The following is a 23,184-nucleotide window of genomic DNA, read 5'->3' on the forward strand; positions in this document are numbered from 1 at the left end:
GAATGAAAATTACTGACCATATAAAAAACGCCAACGGCAAAACACTTTTCTCATTTGAAATTGTTCCTCCACAAAAAGGAGTGGGAATTGCCGATTTATATAAAAATATTGACCCGTTGATGGAGTTCAAACCGCCATTTATAGATGTTACAACTTCTCGAGAAGAGTACATTTTTCTGGAAAGAGGAAACGGTTTGATGGAGCGAAAAATCACAAGAATGCGTCCTGGAACGTTAGGGATTTGCTCGGCAATTCAGAATAAATATAATGTTGATACCGTTCCACACGTACTTTGCGGTGGATTTACAAAAGAAGAAACCGAATATCTTTTGGTGGATTGTATGTATTTGGGAATCAATAATATTGTTGCTTTACGAGGCGATGCAATGAAAGGCGAAAAATATTTTGAACCGTCTGTAGGAGGGCATAAATATGCTTCAGATTTGGTTAAACAAATTCACGATTTGGGAATTGGAGAATATCTGCACGGCAAGATAGAGTCTGATGTGGACAACAGTTTCTGCATCGGCGTTGCAGGTTATCCTGAAAAGCATATCGAAGCGCCTTCTATGAATTATGACCTTCAAATGTTGAAGAAAAAAGTGGAAGCAGGTGCTGATTACATCGTTACTCAAATGTTTTTTGACAATCAAAAGTTCTTTGAATTCGTAAAGCAAGCTAGAGAAATTGGGATTGATGTTCCGATTATTCCGGGTATCAAACCAATTGCTACAAAAACGCATTTGCAAATGTTACCACAGGTTTTCAAAATCGATTTGCCTGAAGCTTTAATCAATGAAGTCTTGAAATGTAAAACCAATAACGATGTTCGTGAAGTTGGTATAGAATGGGCAATCAACCAAAGCAAAGAACTCTTAGACTTTGGAATTCCTGTTCTGCACTTTTACTCGATGGGGAAAAGTGATAATATTCTCAAAATAGGAAGAGAAGTATTTTAAGACAAAAAGAGGTGTAATTTGCACCTCTTTTTTATGTTTAATGAAATTAAAGACTATTTAAGAACTTAACTAATTTAATCATTGATTCTTCTTGCTTTATTTTAATTTTATTTGTTTTAATAAAATTTTCAATTTCATTCTTTTGTTCTGGAAAATTACTCATCAATTCCTTCTCATTTTTTGGGATCTTAATTAAATTTTTTTCATTTTTAATAAAGTATGTAGGATTTACTCTTTCAAATTTAGAATAACCGTCCTTTATTGTGGAGTTAGGTTCAATTGAAGGTTTAACTACTTCAACTTTCACTTTTTCTTTTTTTAATAATTGATTTTTGCCATCAACTAATCGAAAAAAATAACCATTGTCTTCTTTTAAATAAACAATAGTGATATTTGATCCTTTAAATTTTAACGTTGCAAATTTTTCATTTTTTGGAAGTTCATATACTTTATCGTCAACGAGAGTTTCAACTTGATCTATATAAGCATCATAACGAATTGGTAAAGAATCCTGTGACTCTCCAATTGTTGCAGAGAGAAAATTAAGGTTGGAATAAGGGGTGCCTATTACATTATGTTCTGCTTTTTCATAATCTTTATTGATTGAAGCAAGAGGACCAGTAAACATTTTATAATTCTGCTGTGCATTAAAAAACGAAGTGCTTAATATAATAGCAATATTTGCAATAATTATTTTCATAGGTTTTTAAAATTTTTATAAAAGTACAATTTATAATAGATAGAAAATATAAAGTTATCGTTATTTTTACAACATAAGATTTAATATGAACTTAACTGGTCCTTTCACACAAATCGTAACACTCAATAATCTTCCATTAAAAGGAAAACTCCAGGACGAATCTTTAGAAATCATTTCCAATGGAGGAATTATTACAGAAAATGAAATCATTCAAAAAGTGGGTGATTTTGATTCTTTAAAACAGCAATTTCCAGATTCAGAAATTGATTTTATTAAAGGTGAGCAAATTGCAATTCCAGCTTTTGTGGATGCACATACGCATATTTGTTTTGGAGGAAATCGTTCTAATGATTTTGCAATGCGAAACGCGGGAAAAACCTATCTAGAAATTGCAGAATCCGGTGGTGGAATCTGGAGTTCTGTAAAACATACAAGAGCCTCTTCTGAAGAAGAATTAGTTGAAGGAATTCTTAAAAGAGTTAATCAACTTATCAAACAAGGTATTACGACGATTGAAATAAAAAGTGGTTATGGATTAAATGTTGAAGAGGAACTCAAAATGTTGCGAGCTATCAAAAAAGCTCAGGCAAAAACTAAAGTAACCTTAGTTCCCACTTGTCTTTCTGCCCATCTCAAACCAAAAGATTTTGAAGGTACTTCCGAGGAATATCTCAATTATATTTTGGATGAAATTCTATCAAAAGTAAAAGAAGAAAACCTCGCAAATCGAGTTGATATCTTCATAGAAAAATCAGCGTTTCAACCTGAGGAAAGCAAAATGTTTCTTGAAAAAGCAAAAGAATTAGGTTTTCAAATTACAGTTCACGCAGACCAATTCACGGCTGGAAGTTCTAGAATTGCTGTTGAGGTCGGTGCAAAATCTGCTGACCATTTGGAGGCAACAATTGATAAAGATATTGAGTTTTTAGCTAATTCAAATACAGTTGCAATTGCTTTACCCGGTGCAAGTTTAGGTCTTGGTGAACCATTTTCTCCCGCTAGAAAAATCCTTGACAAAGGCGGAATTCTTGCCATCGCAACCGACTGGAATCCCGGTTCTGCACCAATGGGAAATCTCGTGACTCAAGCTTCGATTTTAGCAACTTATCAGAAGTTGACAACGGCGGAAGTTTTATCTGCAATTACTTTTAGAGCAGCGTTTGCTTTGGATTTAGAAGATAGAGGAATTTTAGCTGAAGGTAAAAAAGCAGATTTTATCACTTACAATACCGATAATTTCCAAAATATTCTTTATCATCAAGGGAGTCTTTTGCCCAATCAAGTTTATATTAATGGAGAGAAAATTTTATAAATATGAAAAGATAATCACTTATCTTATATGGACATTCTCTCTTTTAGGATTATTATATTATCTCAGTATTGTTTGGATTTTTACTGTTATGACTAAAAGAGTTGGAGATGATATCATAAACCCTCAAGATATTTTAATTTCAGGAATTGTTATTTTAAATATAGGTTTAATCTTTTTTTCATTGTTCAAATTAATTCGAGAGATAGTTCTAATTATTAAAAAAATAAATATTTATAAAGAAAAGAATTTTATAATGAAAGAAAGAGACAGTATTATTTTTGACCTAGACGGAACACTTTGGAATGCTTCCGAAACAGTTTCCAAAGCTTTTAATGAAAGTATAAAAGACTTTGGATTTGATATTGAAATCACTTCACAAACCGTCAGAGATTTTTCTGGGATGAAAATGGATGACATTTTTGCTCAGCATTTCAGTTTTATTCCAAAAGAAAAATTGCAGGAGTTTGAAAAGATTTATGCAAAAAAAGAAAGCGATTATCTTAAGGAATTTGGAGGTGAATTGTTTCCCAAAGTCAAAGAAACTTTAGAACAATTAAATAAAAATTACAGACTTTTCATCGTCAGCAATTGTATGAAAGGTTACATAGAAAACTTCATCGAGTTTTTTAGTTTTAAAGATTTATTTGAGGATTTTGAATGTTACGGAAATGCCGGTTTACCCAAAGATAAAAATATCAGATTGATTGTTGAGCGAAATAATCTTCAAAATCCGGTTTATGTTGGAGATACAATTTGGGACAAAGAATCTTCCGAAAAAGCTGGCGTTGATTTTATTTACGCCGCATATGGTTTTGGAACAATCGAAAATCCTAAAATCGAAATTCAAAACTTTGAAGAATTACTTTCAATCAAGTTTTAAAAGAAGAAGCCTTATCAAAATCTGATAAGGCTTCATTTATTATAAATTTCGAGAAATTACTTGAACTCAATTGGGAATTTAACCTGAGAATTATCCCATCCAGCGTACAAATCTGCTCCGGTTTTTGTCTGTACAAACGTCACAGAAAAATATTCAATTGGTGATGAAGTTTTTTCAACCGGAACATTGAATCTCACAACATCTTTACTCTTGTCATAGAAATAAGCTCCCCACTTATCGATTTCAGAATTTAGAACAATTGTCCATTCTTTTTCAAACGGAATAGCGAAAATACTATAAGTTCCAGCAGGAATTTCTTTTCCACCAATTACAACTGGCGTGTAGAATTTGATTTCAGAATTTTCATTCGCTCCAAATCTCCAGATTTCCCCATACTTAATCAAGTTACCAAAAACAACTCTGTTTTTTTTCTGCGGACGAGAATAAACGACTTTTACTTTTGGAGCGTCTGACTTTGAAGACGTCACTTGAATTGGAAAATAAGCAGCATCCATTGGACTTGCATCAGCTGAAAAATAATTCAGTTTTGCTGGGTCTAATTTTGCTTGAGAAAATGCGCTAACTCCTACTAATAAAGAAGCTGCGATGATTAGGTTTTTCATATTATATTTTAATTTTTAATAACTTTTCGATGGCTTTGTCCAACGTTTCCTGTTCTTTTGCAAAACAAAAACGAATTACTTTTTCATCAGTTTTATCTTTGTAAAATGCAGAAAAAGGGATAGTTGCGACTTTATATTCTTTCGTCAGCCAATAGCAAAAATCTTTGTCTTGCTTATCAGAAATTGCGCCAAAATTTGCGGATAAAAAATAAGTTCCTTCACAATCTAATAATTGAAAAGGTGTTTCTTTTAAAGCATTTTTAAGATAATTTTTTTTTGTTTGGAAAAATGTTGAAATTGTTTGGAAATCATCCACATTGTGCAAATATTTAGAAATTGCAAATTGCGCAGGCGTGTTCACACAAAACACATTGAACTGATGAACTTTCCTAAACTCAGACATCAAATCCGAAGGCGCACAAACATAACCGATTTTCCAACCTGTAATGTGCAATAATTTTCCAAAAGAGCCAACGACAAAAGTTCTCTCTTTTAGTTCGAGGTATTTGGCTAATGTCAGATGAGGTTTTTTATCAAAAGTAATACTTTCATAAACTTCATCACTTAAAATAATGATGTCTGTGTCTTTTACAATCGAAATTAATTCATCAATATCCTTTTGTTTCAGGATTTTTCCGGAAGGATTATTCGGATTGTTGATGATAATCATTTTGGTTTTTTCGGAAACCAGATTTTTAACTTCATTCCAATTAATTTCATAATTAGGATAAAGCATTTTGACGTTTTTTACAATTCCGCCATTCAAGATAATTGCGGGTTCGTAACAGTCGTAAGCTGGTTCAAAAATAATGACTTCATCGCCTTTTCCCACAAATGCAGAGATAATCGTGAAAATTCCTTGAGTTGCTCCGGCAGTTATATTAATTTCAGAATCCGCTTGATAATCCACTTGATACTGAAGATTGAATTTCCTTGAAATCTCTTCCCGAAGTTCTTTGATTCCTGCTAAAGGTGCATATTGATTGTAACCTTGTTTCGCAAAATCACCGAGATATTTGATTAAGTTCTCATCAGGTTGATAATCCGGAAATCCTTGAGAAAGATTCACTGCGTTTTCCTGTTGCGCCAATAAGCTCATCTCTGCGAAAATAGTCGTTTTCACGTCAGGAAGTTTGGAGTTTGGTAATTTGAATGCCATTCTGATTGTAAAAATAAGTAATTATTGATTTGCTTTTATCGCAAAGGCGCAATTATTTTTTAATCGAAAATATTTAAAGAAGCAAAATCCAATATTTGTATTTGCGACTTAAAAACAATGAATTGATAATTATTTTGCGCCTTTGCGATAAAATATAATGCAAGAAGAATTTCGCATTTCGTAAATTTGCAAAAATTAACTTTTTGAAACGTCTTATCTCCATCGTCGGAACTACAGGAATTGGGAAAACCCGATTGGCAATCGATTTGGCAAAACATCTCGATACAGAAATTATTTCCTGCGACTCGCGCCAGTTTTATAAAGAAATGAAAATTGGAACTGCAACACCGACTGATGAAGAATTGGCAGAAGCGAAGCATCATTTTGTAGGCAATATCAGTATTAATGATTATTATTCGATTGGATTGTATGAAGAAGAAGCTCTAAAGAAATTGAACGAAATATTCTCCAAAAAAGATGTTGCAATAATGGTTGGCGGAAGCGGAATGTATGAAAAAGCCGTTGTTGAAGGAATGAATGATTTACCTATAGCTGATGATGACAATCAGAAAAAACTCATTTCTATTTTTGAAAACGAAGGCATTGAACCTTTGCAAAAATTACTTGAAGAACTTGACCCGGAATATTATTCAATCGTTGATAAAGATAATTCCAGACGATTATTAAGAGCCATCGATATCATTTGGCAAACCGGAAAAACTTACACCGAAAATCTTAGTACACCAAAAGCAAAACGTGATTTTGAAACCATCAGAATTGGTATTAATGCACCAAGAGAAATCATTTACGAAAGAATTAATCTTCGAGTTGATAAAATGATGGAAAACGGTTTGTTGGAAGAAGCAAAAGCTTTGATTGCTGACAGAGATAAAGTCGCTTTACAAACCGTTGGTTATTCGGAGCTGTTTCGATATTTTGATGGAGAATGGGATTTGGATTTTGCAGTTTCGGAGATTAAGAAAAATTCCAGACGATATGCAAAACGCCAAACAACGTGGAATAGAAAGTTGAAGAATGTAAATTGGGTCAACTATGATAATTCTCTCCAAGAAGCATTATCTTTGCTGAATCAATTAGATTAATCATCACATTAATAAATTATAACGATGTCAAATACACCTTCGAATATGCTGGCTTTAGGAACAAAAGCTCCGAATTTTAAACTTCCTAATCCGTCCAAAAATAACGAATTACAAAGCCTTGAATCTTTGAAAGGAAAGAAAGGAACTTTGGTTGTTTTTATGTGCAATCATTGTCCGTTTGTTCTTCATATTATTGATAAATTGGAAGAATTGTACGAGGATTACAAATCTCAAGGAATTGAATTTATTGGGATTAATTCTAATGATGTGAATAGATATCCTGCAGATTCTCCTGAATTAATGGTAGATTTTGTAGATGAAAGAAACATCAAATTCCCATATTTGTACGACGAATCTCAAGATGTTGCAAAAGCTTATGAAGCGGCTTGTACACCCGATTTTTATTTCTTCGATGAAAATCTAAGTTTGATTTATCGTGGACAAATGGATGACTCTCGTCCGGGAAATCAGAAAGAAATTACAGGAGAAGATTTGATTATTGCTTTCGAGAATCTTTTGGCAGGCGCTGACCAAGAAGAATTCCAAAGACCGAGTTTGGGTTGTAATATCAAATGGAAATAAAATCAAAACTCCGGAAAATTTACTTTCCGGAGTTTCTTTTTATTAACTTAAAAACACAGTTCTTATGAGAACCTTTTATTTTAAATATTGTTGTAGAAAACGCTTTTGTGACTCGAAAGCGATTTCGTCAAAATTGATTTCAGATTTTTTCACCCAAATTCCTGCGGAGATTTCTGATTCTTCTAATTTGATTTCAAATTTTTCCTCAACTTCATACAAGTAGAATAAATCCAAAGTGTTGTAATCAATACTCTTGTAAGGATAGATGTTTGGTTGACTTCCCAGATATTTGAATTCTTCAGGATTGATTTTTAATCCTAATTCTTCATTTAGCTCGCGGGAGCAAGTTTCTTCAGAAGTTTCTTTCGGGTCTGTAAAACCTCCTGATAAATCCCATTTTCCTTTTCCGGGTTCTTGATTTCTAACAGTAAAAAATAATTCATCTTTACATTGTATGACAACCGCAACTGCAGCTGCAGTATTGTGATATAATACAAAGTCACAATTGTTACAACTCCATTTGGAAACGTTATTCCATTGCAAATTTCCCTGACCACATTTGGGGCAGAATCTCAAATTTTCCATAGGATAAAATTAATCAAATAAAAAGAAACCACTTAGATTATATTTAAGTGGGCTTTAATATTTAAACTACTTTTCTATTTCTAGGATGGAATTTGATAATCACATCTCTCAATTCCTCTGTTTTCAAATGCGTATAAATCTGGGTTGTTGTAATGCTGCTATGCCCCAACATCTCTTGAATAAATCTCAAATCTGCTCCATTCTGTAATAGATGTGTTGCAAAAGAATGTCGGAAAGTATGCGGAGAAATGTTTTTATTGATGCCTGCTTTTTGGGTCAATTCTTTTATGATAATAAAAACAATTACTCTAGACATATTGGTTCCTCTGGTATTCAGAAATAGGGTGTCTTCAAATTTTTTATTGATTTTATTATTGCTTCTTACATTTTTTATATAGTCTTGGATGTAATCTGCCGTAGATTTGGCTAAAGGTACCAATCTTGTTTTTTCGCCTTTTCCTTCTACGATGATGTAGCTTTCTTTGAAATTAATATTGGAAATTTTCAAATCTACTAATTCCGACACGCGTAATCCACAGCTATATAATACTTCCAAGATACATTGGTTTCTTTTTCCAATATCTGTGTGTTTTTGTATGTTTTCTATGATTTTGTCAATGTCATCAATGCTCAGTGTGTCAGGAAGGTAAAGTCCCAATTTTGGGCCTTCCAAAAGTGAAGCCGGATTGTCTTCTCTATATTCTTCTTCCAAAAGAAATTTGAAAAAAGCTTTTATAGAAGAAATACTTCTAGCTTGAGAGCGTTCGCTGATTTTCTTTTTTGATAGTTGATAAATGAATTCCTGAAGGTTTTCATAGCTGATGACTTGTGGAGATATTTCACCTAAATCAGTTATAGCAAAACCTTCTAATTTTTTGATGTCTCTAACGTAAGCGTCAAGCGTGTTGTCGGAGAAGCTTTTCTCAAATTTTAGAAAATTTGAGAAGTCTGTTATTTTTTCGGACCAGTTCATATTTGTGTGTTTTTTTTTAATTGTTTTTTAAAATGTATTGTTATGTCATACGATATATAATTCTTGTTCTGTAATGTTTAAAATCTCAATTCCCGAATTTTTTAAAAATTCTAATCCACTATCATCAGAGTACCCAGCCATGTAAACTACTTTTTCGATTCCAGATTGTAATATCAATTTGCTACACTCTTTGCAAGGTGACATTGTGATATATAATGTTGCACCTTTGCAAGATTGTGTACTGCTTGCTATCTTCAATATTGCATTGGCTTCTGCATGAAGAACAAACCAATTGGTTTTTCCTTCTTCGTCCTCACAATTGTTTTCGAATCCCGAAGGTGTCCCATTATATCCGTCAGAAATAATCATCCTGTCCTTTACAATAAGTGCACCAACTTTTTTTCTCTTACAATAAGATAGATTGGCCCATTCGGACGCCATCTTAAGGTAAGCAATATCGAATTTGTTATAATTCATTATTTTAGTTTAATTGAAGGAAGGTTTTCTTTTTTCTAGAAAAGCAGAAACACCTTCTTTAAAATCTTCTCCCGAAAATAATTCTCCAAAAGAATTAACCTCCGTTTCCATTCCATTTTCTTTGTCACTAGCATTTACAGCTTTTATGGCTTTAGCAATGCCTTGTGGGGAATTTTTCACAATTTGTTCAGCTAACTCCTGAGTTTTTGCAAGCAATTCTTCTAAAGAAAAAACTTCATTTACTAAGCCTATTGATTTCGCTTTTTCAGCTGTAATCAATTTCGCTGAAAAAATCATTTCGTTGGCCAGGCCTTTTCCAACTAATTTTGGTAATCTTTGTGTTCCTCCATAGCCAGGAATTAATCCTAAAGTAACCTCTGGTAAACCTAATTTTGCATTTTCCGAAGCATATCTGATATGGCAAGATAATGCCAATTCTAATCCTCCACCCAAAGCAAAACCGTTGATAGCTGCAATTACTGGTTTGCTCAAATCTTCTATTTTTTGAAAAACCAAATGTCCCCTTTTTGAGAGCTCTTTTGCTTTTTCTGAACCGAAAGCAGAAAATTCTTTGATATCTGCACCAGCAACGAAAGATTTTTCTCCACTACCAGTAACAATCACACAGCTTACATTTTTATCTGAATCTAAAATGCCAAAAACATTTTCCAAATCATTAAAAACCTGAGCATTCAAGGCGTTTAAGCTTTCGGGTCTGTTGATAGTTACTACTGCAATTTTCTTATCTATCGTTAATTTTATACTTTCGTAATTCATTCCAAAAAGAAGATTATTTAATTCTAAAATGATGTAATAATCGAATTTAGAAATTTATGCAATATAAACAAAATATTAATGATTAATTAATATTCCGGCTGTTATTTTATTAACCTTTGTAAATTGAGTTTGTGAAAAATATTTATAGAATACTGGTAATTTTATTTAAAATAAACATATTCCTACTTATGCTTTCTGTAGTTTCTTGTGGAAGTCGAAACTCTAGTAATTCATCTGGTTATGCAATAACAACAGTTTCCTATTATGCCAACAAATTTAATGGTAAAAAAACGGCAAGTGGAGAAACCTATAAACATTCTAAAATGACAGGAGCACACAAGTCTCTTTCTTTTGGGACACGAGTTGAAATTGTAAATGTTGATAATGACAAATCGGTAATAATTGTTGTAAATGATCGCGGTCCTTTGAGGTCTTCCAGAGAATTCGATCTTAGTCAAGGAGCTTTTAAAAAAATTGCTGACCTTAATGATGGTGTTGTAAAAATAAAATACAAAATCCTCAAATAATAAGTGATTTCTATAGATGTGATAAATGTTAAGAAATGATTCATCACATAATATTTTAAAAATGTTTAAATTTGCAATGCTTTATAAAAAGCAAACCAATTAAAAAATCTTAAAAACAACATCAAGACAATGAGTTACATTTCATTTATCGAAGCAAGACAAATATTAGATTCCAGAGGGAATCCTACAATTGAAGTAGATGTTTTCACAGAAAGTGGAGCAATGGGACGTGCAGCAGTACCTTCTGGAGCTTCTACAGGAGAGCACGAAGCAGTTGAACTAAGAGACGGTGCACCAGAATTCCTTGGGAAAGGTGTTTTGAAAGCGGTAGAAAACGTAAAAGAAATCATCGCTCCAGAATTGATTGGTCTTCCAGTTTTTGAACAAAACTTGATTGATGCTGTAATGATTCAACTTGATGGAACTTCTAACAAAGGTAAATTAGGAGCCAACGCAATTTTAGGTGTTTCTTTAGCTGTTGCAAAAGCTGCTGCTAATGAGCTTAGAATGCCTCTTTATAAATATGTAGGTGGTGTAAACGCAAACACACTTCCTGTCCCAATGATGAACGTAATCAACGGTGGTTCTCACTCAGATGCGCCAATTGCTTTCCAAGAATTTATGGTAATGCCGGTAAAAGCGGATTCTTTCTCTCATGCTTTGAGAAAAGGAACTGAGATTTTCCACAGCTTGAAATCTATTCTTCACGGTAGAGGTTTGTCAACTGCAGTAGGAGACGAAGGTGGATTTGCTCCAACTTTCACGGGAACAGAAGATGCTTTGGATACATTACTACAAGCTATCGAAAAAGCTGGTTACAAGCCAGGTGATGATGTAATGATTGCATTGGATTGTGCGGCTTCAGAATTCTACAAAGAGGGAGTTTATGATTACAGAAAATTCCAAACTCCAGATGCGCCTGTATTCTCTAGTAGTGAGCAAGTTTCTTACTTGGCAGAATTAGCTAACAAATATCCAATTATCTCTATCGAAGATGGTATGCAGGAAAATGACTGGGCAGGTTGGAAAGAATTAACAGATAAAATCGGTGACAGAGTTCAGTTGGTAGGTGACGATTTATTCGTAACTAACGTTGAGAGACTTTCTAGAGGTATCGCAGAAAATACAGCTAACTCAATCCTTGTAAAAGTTAACCAGATTGGTTCTCTTTCCGAAACTATGGCTGCTGTACAAATGGCTCAGCAAAACAAATACACGACAGTAATGTCTCACAGATCTGGTGAAACAGAAGATGCTACAATTGCAGATCTTGCAGTAGCTCAAAACTGTGGACAAATCAAAACTGGTTCTGCTTCTAGATCAGATAGAATGGCGAAGTACAACCAATTGTTGAGAATTGAGGAAGCTCTTGGAGAAACTGCAGTTTTCCCAGGTTTAGATGCTTTCAAAATCAAAAGATAATTTTTGATTAATATTCATATAAAGCCTTTGAATTTTTCAAAGGCTTTTTTGTTTTATCGATTTGATTGTCAAAATATTAATAAAGGAGTAAGTGTTTTGAAATCAGTCGATTGTCATCATAAATAAAATCAATCCTAATTTATGACTTTTGTCAGTTGACAGTTCGGTGTGAAAGTCCTATATTTAGCAGACAAAATTTTTTTAAAATGTCAGATAATAAAGTTATATTAAATTACGATGGAAAAAGTTTCGAGTATCCAATCGTAGATAGTACTATCGGTGACAGAGGAATTGATATTTCCAAATTGAGAGATCAAACTGGTTTGATTACTTTGGATCTTGGTTACAAAAACACAGGTGCTACAATCAGTGAAATTACTTACCTAGACGGTGATAAAGGGGAATTATTCTACAGAGGCTATCCTATAGAGCAAATCGCGGAAAAATCAAACTTTACAGAAGTAATGTACCTTTTACTTCACGGAGAATTACCATCAACAGAACAGTTCAGTTCTTTTGAAAACAACATCAAAAAATATAATTTTGTTGCAGACGAGCTTAAAAAGCTAATCGATGTTTTCCCTCGTTCTGCGCATCCTATGGGCGTTTTGTCTTCTTTAACTTCTGCTCTTACAGCGTTCAATCCAAAAGCGGTTGATGTTAAATCTAAAGAAGAATTAGATCTTGCAGCAGAATTAATGATTGCAAAATTCTCTCATCTTTGTGCCTGGACTTACAGAAAAACTCAAGGCTTACCAATTAACCACGGAGATAACAGTCTTAACTATGTTGAGAATTTCTATAAAATGGCGTTCAGACTGCCGAATGAGGAATTCCAAATGGATCCAGTTCTAGTTGCTGCTTTGGATAAATTGTTGATTCTTCACGCAGACCACGAGCAAAACTGTTCTACTTCTACTGTAAGGATGGTTGGTTCTGCTCATACAGGTTTGTTTGCCTCTATTTCTGCAGGTGTTTCTGCACTTTGGGGCCCACTTCACGGAGGTGCAAACCAAGCCGTTATCGAAATGTTAGAATTGATTGAAAAAGACGGCGGCGACGTTAACAAATGGGTGGCAAAAGCAAAAGATAAAAACGACAGCTTCAGATTGATGGGCTTCGGACACAGAGTTTACAAAAACTTTGACCCAAGAGCAAAAATTATCAAAAAAGCAGCAGACGATATCTTAGGAAAATTAGGAATCCAAGATAAAGCGCTTGACATTGCAATGCAGTTGGAAAAAGTAGCTTTGGAAGACGAATACTTCATCGAAAGAAAATTATATCCAAACGTAGATTTCTATTCTGGAATCATCTACAGAGCGTTAGGAATTCCTACAGAAATGTTCACAGTAATGTTTGCATTAGGAAGATTGCCAGGGTGGATTTCTCAATGGAAAGAAATGAGACTGAAAGGCGATCCAATCGGAAGACCAAGACAAATCTATCAAGGTTCTCCAATGCGTGATTATGTAGATATTTCCAAAAGATAAAAAATATTGAAAATCAATATAAAAATCCTCGAAATTAGTTTTTCGGGGATTTTTTTTGCATCAGATTAAAAATCCAGATGAAATTTTCGCCAGCAAAAGCTCTCTCACAGGTATTATTAACTAAAATAAAATATGAGCGATTACAATCCTTTAATTATATTTGCGTGATTCTGAAATTATGAAATCGCTCTAATTTTTTAAGTTCAATTACCTATGGATACAGCGATTGCATATGAACTTGATAAATGACTGGAAGTAACATATGAAACTAAATATTAAAAACGAGACTGGAAGACTGAAATCTGTAGTTCTTGGACAGCCTAAATCTAATGGCCCTGTCCCAACTTTGGAAGAAAGTTACGACGCAAAATCTTATCATACAATCCAAAATAATATCTATCCGAAAGAACAAGATATTATCTCTGAAATGACAGAATTCGAAAAGGTTCTGAAAAAATATGATGTTGAGGTTTTTCGTCCGAAAATCTTAAAAGACTATAACCAGGTTTTTGCAAGAGATGTCGCCTTTGTGATAGAGGACAAAATGATAATTTCGAATATCATTCCGGATAGAGCTGATGAACAGGAAGCTTACAGACATATCATCGATAAAGTGTCTTGGCGAAACATTATCAACCTTCCCGAAACGGCTCATATCGAAGGTGGAGACGTGATTGTCTGGAACGGATTTCTTTTCATCGGAACAAGTTATAGTCCTGATTACAGAAATCTGAAAACAGCCAGAACCAACGAATACGCCATCGAAATTCTAAAAGAATACTTCCCAAAGAAAAGAATTATTGACCTTGATTTGAAAAAGAATGATACAAAACCTTACGAAGGGATTTTGCATTTGGATTGTACTTTTAATATTGTTGGGAATGACAAATGTATTATTTATAAAAATGGATTTGTAGATGAATCGGATTATCAATTATTAGTTGACATTTTCGGAGAAGAAAATTGTTTCGAGGTTAATGATAAAGAGATGTTTGAAATGAATCCAAATATCTTCTCAATTGCTCCAGATGTTGTGGTTTCTGATAAAGCTTTCACAAGATTAAATCATCATCTGAGAGATGAATGGGGATTTACAGTAGAAGAAATTCCTTATCGTGAAATTTCCAAAATGGGTGGATTGTTGAGATGTTCGACTTTGCCGTTGGTAAGAGAATAATTAATTCAAAATTTGATTAAAATGCAAACTACAGATACAGTTTTGATGATAGAACCGGTTGCTTTTGGATTCAACGAACAAACGGCGGTTAATAATTATTTTCAGGTTCAACAAGAAGGAAATGTCCAAGGGGATGCTCTGAAGGAATTCAATGCTTTTGTTGAAAAACTGAGAGCGAAAGGAATCAATGTAATCACGATAAAAGATACGCTTGACCCAAAAACTCCGGATTCCATTTTTCCGAATAACTGGGTGAGTTTTCACAGAGACGGAAAAGTGGTTTTATATCCAATGTTTGCTGAAAACAGACGTTTGGAAAGACGAAGTGAAATTCTTGACCAAATCAAAGAACAATTCAGCATCAACGAAATCATAGATTATTCTGAAACTGAAAAAGACAATAAATTCTTGGAAGGAACAGGAAGTATGATTTTCGACCACGATAACAAGATTGCTTATGGTTCGGTTTCTTTGAGATTGGATGAAGATTTATTTAGAAAATTCTGCAGTGATTTTGGTTTCAAACCCATAGTTTTTCATTCTTATCAAACTGCCGGAGCAGAAAGATTACCGATTTATCATACCAATGTGATGATGTGTGTGGCCGACCAATTTGTTGTGATTTGTTTGGATTGCATCGATGACGAACTGGAAAGAGGAAAAGTTATTGAAACGATTAAAAACTCTGGAAAAGAATTAATAGAAATCTCGGAAGAACAAATGCAGAATTTCGCAGGAAATATGCTTCAAGTTCAAAATAATTCTGGACAAAAATTCTTGGTAATGAGTCAAAGTGCATACAAATCTTTGAAGCCGGAACAAGTTTCAGCGATTGAGAAATATTGCGAAATTATTTACTCGGATTTAGAAGTGATAGAAACCAATGGTGGAGGAAGTGCAAGGTGTATGTTGGCTGAGGTTTTTCTTCCGAAGAAATAAATTCATTTAAATAAAAATAAAAAATCCCGAAGAACTTCTTCGGGATTTCTTTTGAAAATAATGATTTGATAAGAAAATATAATGTATGTTATCTGGTGCGGTTTTTAATGGCGTCGGCAGCGGTTTCTATATCTCGGATTTTTTTTACTTTTTTGTTTCCGAAGTTATAAACGATACTCACTTTAACCTGTTGGTTGAACTCGTTGTTTTTGACGTAGTTGTAGGTTCCATCTGCTTGTTTGGTCTCTATTTCTACAATGTTGGTTTTCAAAAGGTCATCAATTCCTGCACTGAAAGTCCAATCATTCCAAACTTTTTTGATATTCAAATCTAAGCTCATTAGATCTTTTAGAAGACCAAGTTCAATCTGCTGTTTGTTAACAAAGAAATAATTAACCCCTAAAAACCAAGTTTTCTTTTTATCAAGTCTAATGGTATTATTAGCTTGTACGATTAAACTATTTGATTTTGATTTATTGATAAACTCGTTAAACATATCGCCAGAAGTTGGGTCTTTTGCCAAATAGCCATCATTCACATTTCTCTGAATTCCAACATTGAAGTTCGTTGTCAAATAGCTATTGAAAAACGATTTTTGAATCCCCAACATCGCAGACATTTCTTGTTTATCTCCAAAATTGGTACGGATATATCTTAATTCTTGATATTTTATACCATCTTTTACAACTTCTCTTTGTAAAGGAACCTGAGTAATTACATCTTTGAAATAAGAGTGATTCAAGATCAGGAAGTAAGAGTTTTTGAACATATAAGTCAACTCATTCGTATAAACCGAAGACGCTTTTACAAAAGGATTATTCTGGATGTAATTGTTATCCGTGATTATATGTTTTACAGGATTCAGTTCCCAAAAACTTGGTCTTCTCATTCTGCTGGAGAAAGCATAGGAGATATTATTTTTATCATTAATAGCATAATTGAAGCTCAAGTACGGTAAAAGGTTGTTGTATTTTCTTTCGATTCTTGTGTATTCTGGATTTTGAGCATTGTCAGAAGTTCCTAAACTGTTGGTGATCTCATAACGAGTTCCAACTTTTCCAGAGAATTTTTCCGTGAATTTCTTTTCCAAGGTCAGGTAAGCACCGTAGATGTTTTCATCATAAACAAAATGATTAGGGCTTGGAGTAATATTGATATCTTTTATGCTTCCATCAACATTGTAAGTATAATCGAAAGTGTCATTCTTGGTATCGTTATCTGTTTTTGTTTTGTTATAATTTCCTCCAACAGCAACTGTAAAATCATTCTTGAATTTTTTTACATAATCCACCATTCCAGAAAAATTGTTGATAATCTGAGGCTGATTTTGTAAAATCTCTCTGGTTAAATTAATCTCTTTCTGAAAAATATCAGATGCAATAGTTTGATTGACACTATTTTGTTTTCTAGTATAATTAAGGTAAGACGCATTCAGATTAAGTTTGCTACCCAAATCATCAGTCTTCCATTCGTAGTTTAAGTTCAAAGAATTATTCAGTGATTTAGCATCCTCATTCCCTTTAGTTAAAGAATAGTCAGTTTTAATATTATTTTGACTGTCTGTTGACTTCGTGATATTAAATAGATCGATTGTAGAATTGTAACTTTTATTGGACCAAACATTCCAAGTCAAAGCAATGTTTTGATTGTCTGTTAATTGATAATCGGCATTGATATAACCTCCAAGGTTTTTATTAGGATCGTTGATATCTCCCACAGAGCTGGTAGATGCTTTATCATTTCCATTTCTCAAATCATATGTCTGAGGCCTGATATTATCACTTACATTTAGATTGGCAGAGATTCCCAGTTTATCTTTTCTATAATTGATGGAAGCACTTGCAGAGTTACTGAAGAATTTGTTGGCAGAGCTGGACATTCTCATATTACCATTCGTTCCATCGGTCATTTTTTTCTTTAGAATGATATTGATGATTCCGTCAGAGGATTCTACTTGATACTCACTTCCTGGAACTGTGATGACTTCAATTTTTTGGATGTTCTCTGCAGGTGTATTTTTCAAAAATTGATTCAAAGAGTCAGCATCCATATTGGTTTTCCTACCATTAATGAAAATTAAAGCATTGTTTTTACCTGCTATTTTCAAAGTTTTATCATCTGTCGTAGAAAGAAGAGGTGTTTGTTTTAAGATATCAAAAGTGGTACTTCCTTTTGCAACCGGAGAATTGGATACATCATAAACGAAACGGTCGCTTTCTTTTTTGAAAACTTGTTTTGTAAGTACAACAGCTTCAATGTTTTTTGTTTTGGTAGAATCTGTTTTGGTTTCTTGAGCAAATATTAATCCTGAGAAAAATAAAGATGCAATAAGTATTTGAACTTTCATAATTTATTTGGATTTGAGAGTAATTTGTTTTTACTAATATTTAACATTACAAAGATATATATTAAAATTAGTATTATGCAATACAAAGTAGTAAATTAAATTAATTCATTAATTTAATTCATTGATTATCAATTATAAAAATTTCAACCGTATAAATGTAAGACAATCAATAATTAACTTTTGTTACATCGAAAATGAAATAAAAATGAAAAAAGCCACTGTAAAAATTACAATGGCTTCATTATCTGAAAGTTCAGATATTGGAATTTTAAGGTTTTTTATTTTAAATCATAATTTATTTTTGAAGAAAAACTTTTGTGCCTTTTGTGGTTTTAATATTAAATCAAAACAGCATTCGGATTTTCAAATTCTTCATTCTTTTCGAAGTGAGAAAGACTTGTTAGAGTAGAAGTGGCAATTTGCTCAAGCGCTTCTTGAGTGAAAAAAGCCTGATGAGCTGTTACCAAAACATTCGGGAAACTCATCAATCTTTGGATGGTATCATCTTCGATAATCGTATGAGAAAGGTCTCGGAAAAATAATTTTTCTTCCTGCTCATAAACATCAATCCCAAGGTAACCGATATGTTTGGATTTCAGACCGTGGATTACGGCTTTTGTATCAATCAATCCGCCTCGGCTTGTATTAATAATCATTACATTTTGCTTCATTTTTTGGATAGAATCTTCATTAATCAAATGATGTGTAGATTCCATCAGCGGACAATGTAATGAAACAATATCGGATTCGGAAAGTAATTGTTCCTGAGAAACATACTCGATTCCAAGTTGTTTAAGTTCTTGATTTTCTGTAATATCAAAAGCTAAAACTTTTGCTCCAAAACCTTTCGCAATTTTCGCAAATGCAGCACCAATATTTCCAGTTCCAATCACTCCTATTGTTTTCTGATAAAGATTGAATCCCATTAATCCATTCAAAGCAAAATTCTGTTCACGAACTCGGTTATAAGCTTTGTGTGTTTTTCGGTTAAGCGTGAGGATCATTGCCATTGCGTGTTCCGCAACTGCTTCCGGAGAATAAGCTGGAACTCGGGAAACTCTTATTCCAAGACGTTTTGCGGTTTCCAAATCCACATTGTTGAAACCTGCACAACGCATTGCAAGATATTTTACACCTTTGCTTGCGAGCGATTCCAGAACTTCTGCATTCAGTTTGTCGTTCACGAAGGCGCAAACAGCATCAGAATGGTCTATGAGATTGAGAACGTGTGGACCAAGATGCGTTTCAAAATAATCCAATTCAAAATTGAAATCTTGATTGGCTTTGTCAAAAAATTGTTTGTCGTAAGGCTTTGTAGAGAAGAAAGTAATTTTCATATATGGAAATCTATTTTTTTTATACTCTAAAGTTACAAAGTTTGATCTCAAATAGAACATTTTCCTCATTGATAATCATCATTCATTCCGATTTTCTCGGGCTAACTTTTTATCAACCCAAATCGTAGCAAAAGGGAAAAATGCCGCACACAAAGCAAAAATTGAATCCTCATCATCCCAATTAAAAATCTTTTTCACCGGAAGCAAAAGCAAAAGATAAAGCGTGAAAAATAACCCGTGAATGCTTCCCATAGTACTAATGTAAATAATGGCGAAAAGACCTTTTGGCTCAACACGAATCCAAACCATTGCCGTGAAAAGTAAAAACCAAGAAATCGCTTCTGCAAGGCAAACTTGTTTAAACCATTTGATGATTTTTTCTTCAGGATATTTTGAGGAATATTTTTCTATGATGTTCATTATTGCAAAGATAGAGGATTAGATAACAAAGAAAAAAAGACTTGTTGATGATATTTGTCTATTTATAAAATGAAGAACCATCCAAATATTCAAAAACCTCAGGTGGAAGCATCGGTCTTGTGTTTTTGCCTTCTTTAATCATATTTCGGATTTCTGTTGCAGAAAGTTCTATGATCGGTGCATCAATCTGATGGATGTTTTCGTGTTGTAAATAATCTGATTTCTTCTCTTCACCTAAAATTCTAGGATAAACAATAATCTGATGATTTTTAAGAAGAAGCTCATAGTTTTTCCATTTGTGAAGACTTTTCAAATTGTCTTCTCCCATTATTAATGAAAAAGAATAATCAGGATGTTTTTCCTGAAGATAAGTCAATGTGTCAATCGTGTAACTTGGTGTTGGTAAAGAAAACTCAACATTGGAAGCTCGCATTTTTGGATAATTTTTGATAGCCAACTGAACCATATCCAAACGGTTGTGGTCTTTCAGAAGAGATTTTTTGTCTTTGAAAGGGTTTTGAGGACTTACCACAAACCATAATTCATGCATATCAGAATGCTCCAAAATATAATTGGCCAAAATCAAATGACCAATATGAATGGGATTAAATGAACCGAAAAACAATCCGATTTTTTTCATAACAGTTTATTAATTATGAAATTTTACATCTCTAATATTCAAAAAATGAGAAACGTTGCCTTTCCAATGGTTTTCCTCTATTGTAAATGCCAGATCAAAGGTTTTAGTTTTAAAATCTTCTGTAAACTGACCAAAACGGAAACCTACACATTCGATATTTCGGCCTGTATTCGGTTGAGAAATATTGAATTTGAGGTGAGAACTTTCTTTTCCCATCAATCTAACATAGCCGTTTACTTTCACATTTTTGAGAACCAAAATAGGTTTCATATTCTGAGGTCCAAAAGGCGCTAATTTTCTATGAAAATTGATAAACTCTCTGTTCAAATCATCTGGTCTTACCACACTATCAACATAAATAGTTGGTTCTTTCTGATGTTCCTGGATGTTACTTTTTACATAATCCTCAAATCGAATTTTGAATTCTTCAAATTTCTCTTTTTCCATAGAAAGTCCCGCAGCAGCCTGATGTCCTCCAAATTTCATAAACAAATCTGAACAATGTTCCAAAGCTTTATGGATATCAAAATCGGATACAGACCTTGCAGAGGCTACCAATTCACCGTTATTTCCTTCTGTGAAAACAAGAGTTGGTTTGAAATAATTTTCAATCAATCGTGAGGCAACAATTCCAATAACACCTTTGTTCCAACTTGGGTCGTAAACAATTGTGGAGTAGCACTCTGTTTTCTGAAGTTCAAGAGCTTGACTCATTGCAGATTGTGTAATGTTAATGTCCATTTCCCTGCGTTCATCATTTAGATTGATGATTTCATCTACGATTTGCTGAGCTTGTTTCAGGTTGTCCGAAATCATTAGTTCAACCGCTGCTTTTGCGTGGGAAATTCTTCCCGCTGCATTGATTTTCGGAGCGATATCAAAAACGATATTCGAGATTTCAAAATGAGCTAATTTCTCTTCTGGAATCAAAAGCCTTAACCCGAATTTTCGAGTTTTTCTAAGGAATTTCAATCCTTGCTTTGCCAACACTCGGTTTTCTCCTGTCATTGCAACAATGTCAGAAGCAATACTGATTGCCAAAAGGTCGGTTAATTCAAATAGCTCACTTTCAGGAATTTTATAAATGGTATTAAGTCCTTGGCAAAGTTTAAAACCAACGCCACAACCACTCAATTCTTTATATGGATATCGGCAATCTTTTCTTTTCGGGTCCAGAACCGCAACGGCTTTTGGAAGTTCATCTCCGGGTAAATGGTGGTCACAAATAATAAAATCTACACCAACCGAATTGGCAAGGTCGATTTTGTCAATCGATTTGATTCCACAATCGAGTGCAATAATCAAAGAAAATCCATTGTCTTTTGCGAAATAGATTCCTTCGTCTGAGATTCCGTAACCTTCAACATTTCTGTCAGGGATGTAAAAATCAAGATATTTTTTATCGACAATTTTACTCAGATACAGATACATCAACGCAACGGCTGTTGTTCCGTCAACATCATAATCTCCGTAAACTAAGATTTTTTCTCCGTTTTCAATTGCTGTTGCAATGCGCTCTACCGCTTTTTGCATATCAGCCATCAGGAAAGGATTGTGAATGTCTGCGCCGTTTGGCTTGAAGAATTCGCGTGCTTTTTGATAATTGTCAATCTCACGCATCACTAGGATTTTGGATTCTAAAGTTCCAAATCCTATCGAAGAAATCAGTCCGTCAACAATCTCTTCATCAGGCTCGGTTTTATAAATCCATTTTTGACTCATAGTTACAAAAGTAATGAAAAAAAATGGCTTAGAAAATTAAAACGGTTGCCAAATCATCAGCAACCGTTATTAAAATTTAAAGAAAATTGAGTTTATTCTTTAATGATTTTTTTAGTCTCAATTCCGGAATCAGTTTCTATGGAAATCAGATAATTTCCTTTTGGAAGATTTGAAACATTGATTCTTGAAAACTCATTATTTTCTGTTTTTACTAATGAACCGGAAACTTTATATAATTTGACTGACTTGATTTTTTCATCAGATTTGATGTTAATGAAATCAGTAGTTGGATTCGGGAAAATATTGACTTGAGTTTTATTAATATCAGAAACCGAAAGTTGGTCCATATCTTTAACTATGATATTGTCAACGATAAAACCACTGCCGTCATTATCAAATTCGAAATTCAAATCATTGGCTCTTACAACTTTTGGTCCGAGAGCAGAAGTGTGGACTAATTGATTATCAAGATAATATTTTACATTTTTTTCTGTGACGTGGTCTATTTCAATTTTTAAATTGTACCATTTGTCGGCAACCCAGCTTCCGAGGTCTAAGAAATTGACATCACTATCCGCATACAATTTACCGCTGTACATAAAGTTAAATCCACCAGCCCAAGAATAATTTCCATTATTGTTATAATATAATGACAACATATAATAATCTGAGCTATTCAATTTTTCCAATTTAACATCTGCTGAAACCGAAAGTCTATTATATTCGGGGATTTTTTTGAAAAGAAAAGACATATTTTCTGTGTAAGCGTTTGTGCTGGTTACTTCAACAGAATTATTACCGTCAGTTGCTTTTCCTGTAACGACTTTAAAGTTGTTGTTTGGAATATTATCAGTTTTCACAGTCCATTCTTTTTGACCGACAACAGTTCCAAGATTGTAACCTTCCGAAGTTTCAAAAGAAATTTTTTGTTGACCAAAACTCGAAACCGAAAGTAAAGCAGTTGCTAAAAAAGATAATAAAGTTTTCTTCATAGAGTAAATTAAAAAGGAAACGAATTTAGAAAAATATT

At 33.5% G+C, this 23,184-nt stretch carries 23 protein-coding genes; 10 read left to right on the forward strand and 13 right to left on the reverse strand.

The features are described 5' to 3' along the window. The first annotated feature begins 2 nt into the window (after positions 1-2). Positions 3-959 carry a methylenetetrahydrofolate reductase [NAD(P)H] gene (gene metF / locus RTY06_RS04345; RefSeq protein ID WP_312823087.1) on the forward strand — a complete coding sequence of 319 codons (957 nt, stop codon included), beginning with the start codon at positions 3-5 and terminating at the stop codon, positions 957-959. Between the two features lie 46 nt (positions 960-1,005). On the opposite strand, the gene RTY06_RS04350 is transcribed toward metF, so the two are convergent. Continuing rightward, positions 1,006-1,659 carry a hypothetical protein gene (locus RTY06_RS04350; RefSeq protein ID WP_312823089.1) on the reverse strand — a complete coding sequence of 218 codons (654 nt, stop codon included), beginning with the start codon at positions 1,657-1,659 and terminating at the stop codon, positions 1,006-1,008. Between the two features lie 85 nt (positions 1,660-1,744). On the opposite strand from RTY06_RS04350, the gene hutI reads away from it, so the two are divergent. Further along, the gene (gene hutI / locus RTY06_RS04355) at positions 1,745-2,971 is read left to right on the forward strand and encodes an imidazolonepropionase (RefSeq protein ID WP_312823091.1); all 1,227 of its coding nucleotides are present in this window, start codon (positions 1,745-1,747) and stop codon (positions 2,969-2,971) included. A gap of 253 nt (positions 2,972-3,224) precedes the next feature. After that, positions 3,225-3,851: an HAD family hydrolase gene (locus tag RTY06_RS04360; protein ID WP_312823092.1), complete on the forward strand. Its 627-nt coding sequence runs from the start codon at positions 3,225-3,227 to the stop codon at positions 3,849-3,851. A 56-nt stretch (positions 3,852-3,907) separates the two neighbouring features. Here the strand turns inward: RTY06_RS04360 and RTY06_RS04365 are convergent, their stop codons facing one another. Both RTY06_RS04365 and RTY06_RS04370 read right to left on the reverse strand, forming a co-directional pair. After that, positions 3,908-4,474 carry a DUF2911 domain-containing protein gene (locus RTY06_RS04365; protein WP_312823093.1) on the reverse strand — a complete coding sequence of 189 codons (567 nt, stop codon included), beginning with the start codon at positions 4,472-4,474 and terminating at the stop codon, positions 3,908-3,910. A 1-nt stretch (position 4,475) separates the two neighbouring features. Next, on the reverse strand, positions 4,476-5,633 hold the full coding sequence (locus tag RTY06_RS04370; RefSeq protein ID WP_312823096.1) for a methionine aminotransferase: 1,158 nt from the start codon (positions 5,631-5,633) through the stop codon (positions 4,476-4,478). Positions 5,634-5,836: 203 nt separating this feature from the next. Between RTY06_RS04370 and miaA the strand changes: the two genes are divergently transcribed. Then, positions 5,837-6,736 (forward strand): tRNA (adenosine(37)-N6)-dimethylallyltransferase MiaA, encoded by a 900-nt coding sequence (gene miaA, locus RTY06_RS04375; RefSeq protein WP_312823098.1) that lies wholly within the window; start codon positions 5,837-5,839, stop codon positions 6,734-6,736. 24 nt (positions 6,737-6,760) lie between these two features. After that, positions 6,761-7,318, forward strand: a complete 558-nt coding sequence (locus RTY06_RS04380) for a thioredoxin family protein (RefSeq protein WP_312823100.1) — start codon at positions 6,761-6,763, stop codon at positions 7,316-7,318. Between the two features lie 75 nt (positions 7,319-7,393). On the opposite strand, the gene RTY06_RS04385 is transcribed toward RTY06_RS04380, so the two are convergent. From RTY06_RS04385 to RTY06_RS04400, 4 genes are all read right to left on the reverse strand, one after another. Continuing rightward, complete coding sequence (locus tag RTY06_RS04385; protein ID WP_312823102.1) at positions 7,394-7,903, reverse strand: NUDIX domain-containing protein; 510 nt, start codon at positions 7,901-7,903, stop codon at positions 7,394-7,396. Between the two features lie 61 nt (positions 7,904-7,964). Next, positions 7,965-8,876: a site-specific tyrosine recombinase XerD gene (gene xerD, locus RTY06_RS04390; protein WP_312823103.1), complete on the reverse strand. Its 912-nt coding sequence runs from the start codon at positions 8,874-8,876 to the stop codon at positions 7,965-7,967. Positions 8,877-8,921: 45 nt separating this feature from the next. Continuing rightward, complete coding sequence (locus tag RTY06_RS04395) at positions 8,922-9,353, reverse strand: dCMP deaminase family protein (protein WP_116034184.1); 432 nt, start codon at positions 9,351-9,353, stop codon at positions 8,922-8,924. Between the two features lie 9 nt (positions 9,354-9,362). Then, entirely contained in the window at positions 9,363-10,130 is a 768-nt protein-coding gene (locus RTY06_RS04400) for an enoyl-CoA hydratase-related protein (protein ID WP_312823104.1), read from the reverse strand. A 188-nt stretch (positions 10,131-10,318) separates the two neighbouring features. On the opposite strand from RTY06_RS04400, the gene RTY06_RS04405 reads away from it, so the two are divergent. The 5 genes from RTY06_RS04405 (at position 10,319) to ctlX (ending at position 15,688) form a co-directional block, all read left to right on the forward strand. Next, on the forward strand, positions 10,319-10,657 hold the full coding sequence (locus RTY06_RS04405; protein WP_312823106.1) for a septal ring lytic transglycosylase RlpA family protein: 339 nt from the start codon (positions 10,319-10,321) through the stop codon (positions 10,655-10,657). 129 nt (positions 10,658-10,786) lie between these two features. Further along, positions 10,787-12,079 carry a phosphopyruvate hydratase gene (gene eno / locus RTY06_RS04410; RefSeq protein WP_312823107.1) on the forward strand — a complete coding sequence of 431 codons (1,293 nt, stop codon included), beginning with the start codon at positions 10,787-10,789 and terminating at the stop codon, positions 12,077-12,079. A 206-nt stretch (positions 12,080-12,285) separates the two neighbouring features. Further along, on the forward strand, positions 12,286-13,572 hold the full coding sequence (locus tag RTY06_RS04415; protein WP_312823108.1) for a citrate synthase: 1,287 nt from the start codon (positions 12,286-12,288) through the stop codon (positions 13,570-13,572). Between the two features lie 262 nt (positions 13,573-13,834). Beyond that, positions 13,835-14,749: an arginine deiminase family protein gene (locus RTY06_RS04420; protein ID WP_312823110.1), complete on the forward strand. Its 915-nt coding sequence runs from the start codon at positions 13,835-13,837 to the stop codon at positions 14,747-14,749. A 21-nt stretch (positions 14,750-14,770) separates the two neighbouring features. Continuing rightward, on the forward strand, positions 14,771-15,688 hold the full coding sequence (ctlX, locus tag RTY06_RS04425) for a citrulline utilization hydrolase CtlX (protein ID WP_312823112.1): 918 nt from the start codon (positions 14,771-14,773) through the stop codon (positions 15,686-15,688). 88 nt (positions 15,689-15,776) lie between these two features. Here the strand turns inward: ctlX and RTY06_RS04430 are convergent, their stop codons facing one another. The 6 genes from RTY06_RS04430 to RTY06_RS04455 form a co-directional block, all read right to left on the reverse strand. Beyond that, on the reverse strand, positions 15,777-18,035 hold the full coding sequence (locus tag RTY06_RS04430; protein ID WP_312823114.1) for a TonB-dependent receptor domain-containing protein: 2,259 nt from the start codon (positions 18,033-18,035) through the stop codon (positions 15,777-15,779). 338 nt (positions 18,036-18,373) lie between these two features. Continuing rightward, positions 18,374-19,372, reverse strand: a complete 999-nt coding sequence (locus RTY06_RS04435) for a 2-hydroxyacid dehydrogenase (RefSeq protein WP_312823115.1) — start codon at positions 19,370-19,372, stop codon at positions 18,374-18,376. A 78-nt stretch (positions 19,373-19,450) separates the two neighbouring features. Continuing rightward, positions 19,451-19,792, reverse strand: a complete 342-nt coding sequence (locus RTY06_RS04440; protein ID WP_312823116.1) for a DUF3817 domain-containing protein — start codon at positions 19,790-19,792, stop codon at positions 19,451-19,453. Between the two features lie 58 nt (positions 19,793-19,850). Then, complete coding sequence (gene nadD / locus RTY06_RS04445; protein ID WP_312823117.1) at positions 19,851-20,432, reverse strand: nicotinate (nicotinamide) nucleotide adenylyltransferase; 582 nt, start codon at positions 20,430-20,432, stop codon at positions 19,851-19,853. A gap of 9 nt (positions 20,433-20,441) precedes the next feature. Next, positions 20,442-22,154 (reverse strand): single-stranded-DNA-specific exonuclease RecJ, encoded by a 1,713-nt coding sequence (recJ, locus tag RTY06_RS04450; protein WP_312823119.1) that lies wholly within the window; start codon positions 22,152-22,154, stop codon positions 20,442-20,444. Positions 22,155-22,246: 92 nt separating this feature from the next. Beyond that, a complete protein-coding gene (locus RTY06_RS04455; RefSeq protein WP_312823121.1) occupies positions 22,247-23,146 on the reverse strand; it encodes a T9SS type A sorting domain-containing protein in 900 nt (299 codons plus the stop codon). Positions 23,147-23,184: the final 38 nt, after the last annotated feature.

The organism is Epilithonimonas sp. (assembly GCF_032055105.1).
GTDB lineage: Bacteria > Bacteroidota > Bacteroidia > Flavobacteriales > Weeksellaceae > Epilithonimonas.

Bases quoted from the DNA above. Each gene is read 5' to 3' on its own strand.
- metF (WP_312823087.1), top strand. From the start codon at position 3: ATGAAAATTACTGACCATATAAAAAACGCCAACGGCAAAACACTTTTC.
- RTY06_RS04350 (WP_312823089.1), bottom strand. From the start codon at position 1,659: ATGAAAATAATTATTGCAAATATTGCTATTATATTAAGCACTTCGTTT.
- hutI (WP_312823091.1), top strand. From the start codon at position 1,745: ATGAACTTAACTGGTCCTTTCACACAAATCGTAACACTCAATAATCTT.
- RTY06_RS04360 (WP_312823092.1), top strand. From the start codon at position 3,225: ATGAAAGAAAGAGACAGTATTATTTTTGACCTAGACGGAACACTTTGG.
- RTY06_RS04365 (WP_312823093.1), bottom strand. From the start codon at position 4,474: ATGAAAAACCTAATCATCGCAGCTTCTTTATTAGTAGGAGTTAGCGCA.
- RTY06_RS04370 (WP_312823096.1), bottom strand. From the start codon at position 5,633: ATGGCATTCAAATTACCAAACTCCAAACTTCCTGACGTGAAAACGACT.
- RTY06_RS04380 (WP_312823100.1), top strand. From the start codon at position 6,761: ATGTCAAATACACCTTCGAATATGCTGGCTTTAGGAACAAAAGCTCCG.
- RTY06_RS04385 (WP_312823102.1), bottom strand. From the start codon at position 7,903: ATGGAAAATTTGAGATTCTGCCCCAAATGTGGTCAGGGAAATTTGCAA.
- xerD (WP_312823103.1), bottom strand. From the start codon at position 8,876: ATGAACTGGTCCGAAAAAATAACAGACTTCTCAAATTTTCTAAAATTT.
- RTY06_RS04395 (WP_116034184.1), bottom strand. From the start codon at position 9,353: ATGAATTATAACAAATTCGATATTGCTTACCTTAAGATGGCGTCCGAA.
- RTY06_RS04400 (WP_312823104.1), bottom strand. From the start codon at position 10,130: ATGAATTACGAAAGTATAAAATTAACGATAGATAAGAAAATTGCAGTA.
- RTY06_RS04405 (WP_312823106.1), top strand. From the start codon at position 10,319: ATGCTTTCTGTAGTTTCTTGTGGAAGTCGAAACTCTAGTAATTCATCT.
- eno (WP_312823107.1), top strand. From the start codon at position 10,787: ATGAGTTACATTTCATTTATCGAAGCAAGACAAATATTAGATTCCAGA.
- RTY06_RS04415 (WP_312823108.1), top strand. From the start codon at position 12,286: ATGTCAGATAATAAAGTTATATTAAATTACGATGGAAAAAGTTTCGAG.
- RTY06_RS04420 (WP_312823110.1), top strand. From the start codon at position 13,835: ATGAAACTAAATATTAAAAACGAGACTGGAAGACTGAAATCTGTAGTT.
- ctlX (WP_312823112.1), top strand. From the start codon at position 14,771: ATGCAAACTACAGATACAGTTTTGATGATAGAACCGGTTGCTTTTGGA.
- RTY06_RS04430 (WP_312823114.1), bottom strand. From the start codon at position 18,035: ATGAAAGTTCAAATACTTATTGCATCTTTATTTTTCTCAGGATTAATA.
- RTY06_RS04435 (WP_312823115.1), bottom strand. From the start codon at position 19,372: ATGAAAATTACTTTCTTCTCTACAAAGCCTTACGACAAACAATTTTTT.
- RTY06_RS04440 (WP_312823116.1), bottom strand. From the start codon at position 19,792: ATGAACATCATAGAAAAATATTCCTCAAAATATCCTGAAGAAAAAATC.
- nadD (WP_312823117.1), bottom strand. From the start codon at position 20,432: ATGAAAAAAATCGGATTGTTTTTCGGTTCATTTAATCCCATTCATATT.
- recJ (WP_312823119.1), bottom strand. From the start codon at position 22,154: ATGAGTCAAAAATGGATTTATAAAACCGAGCCTGATGAAGAGATTGTT.
- RTY06_RS04455 (WP_312823121.1), bottom strand. From the start codon at position 23,146: ATGAAGAAAACTTTATTATCTTTTTTAGCAACTGCTTTACTTTCGGTT.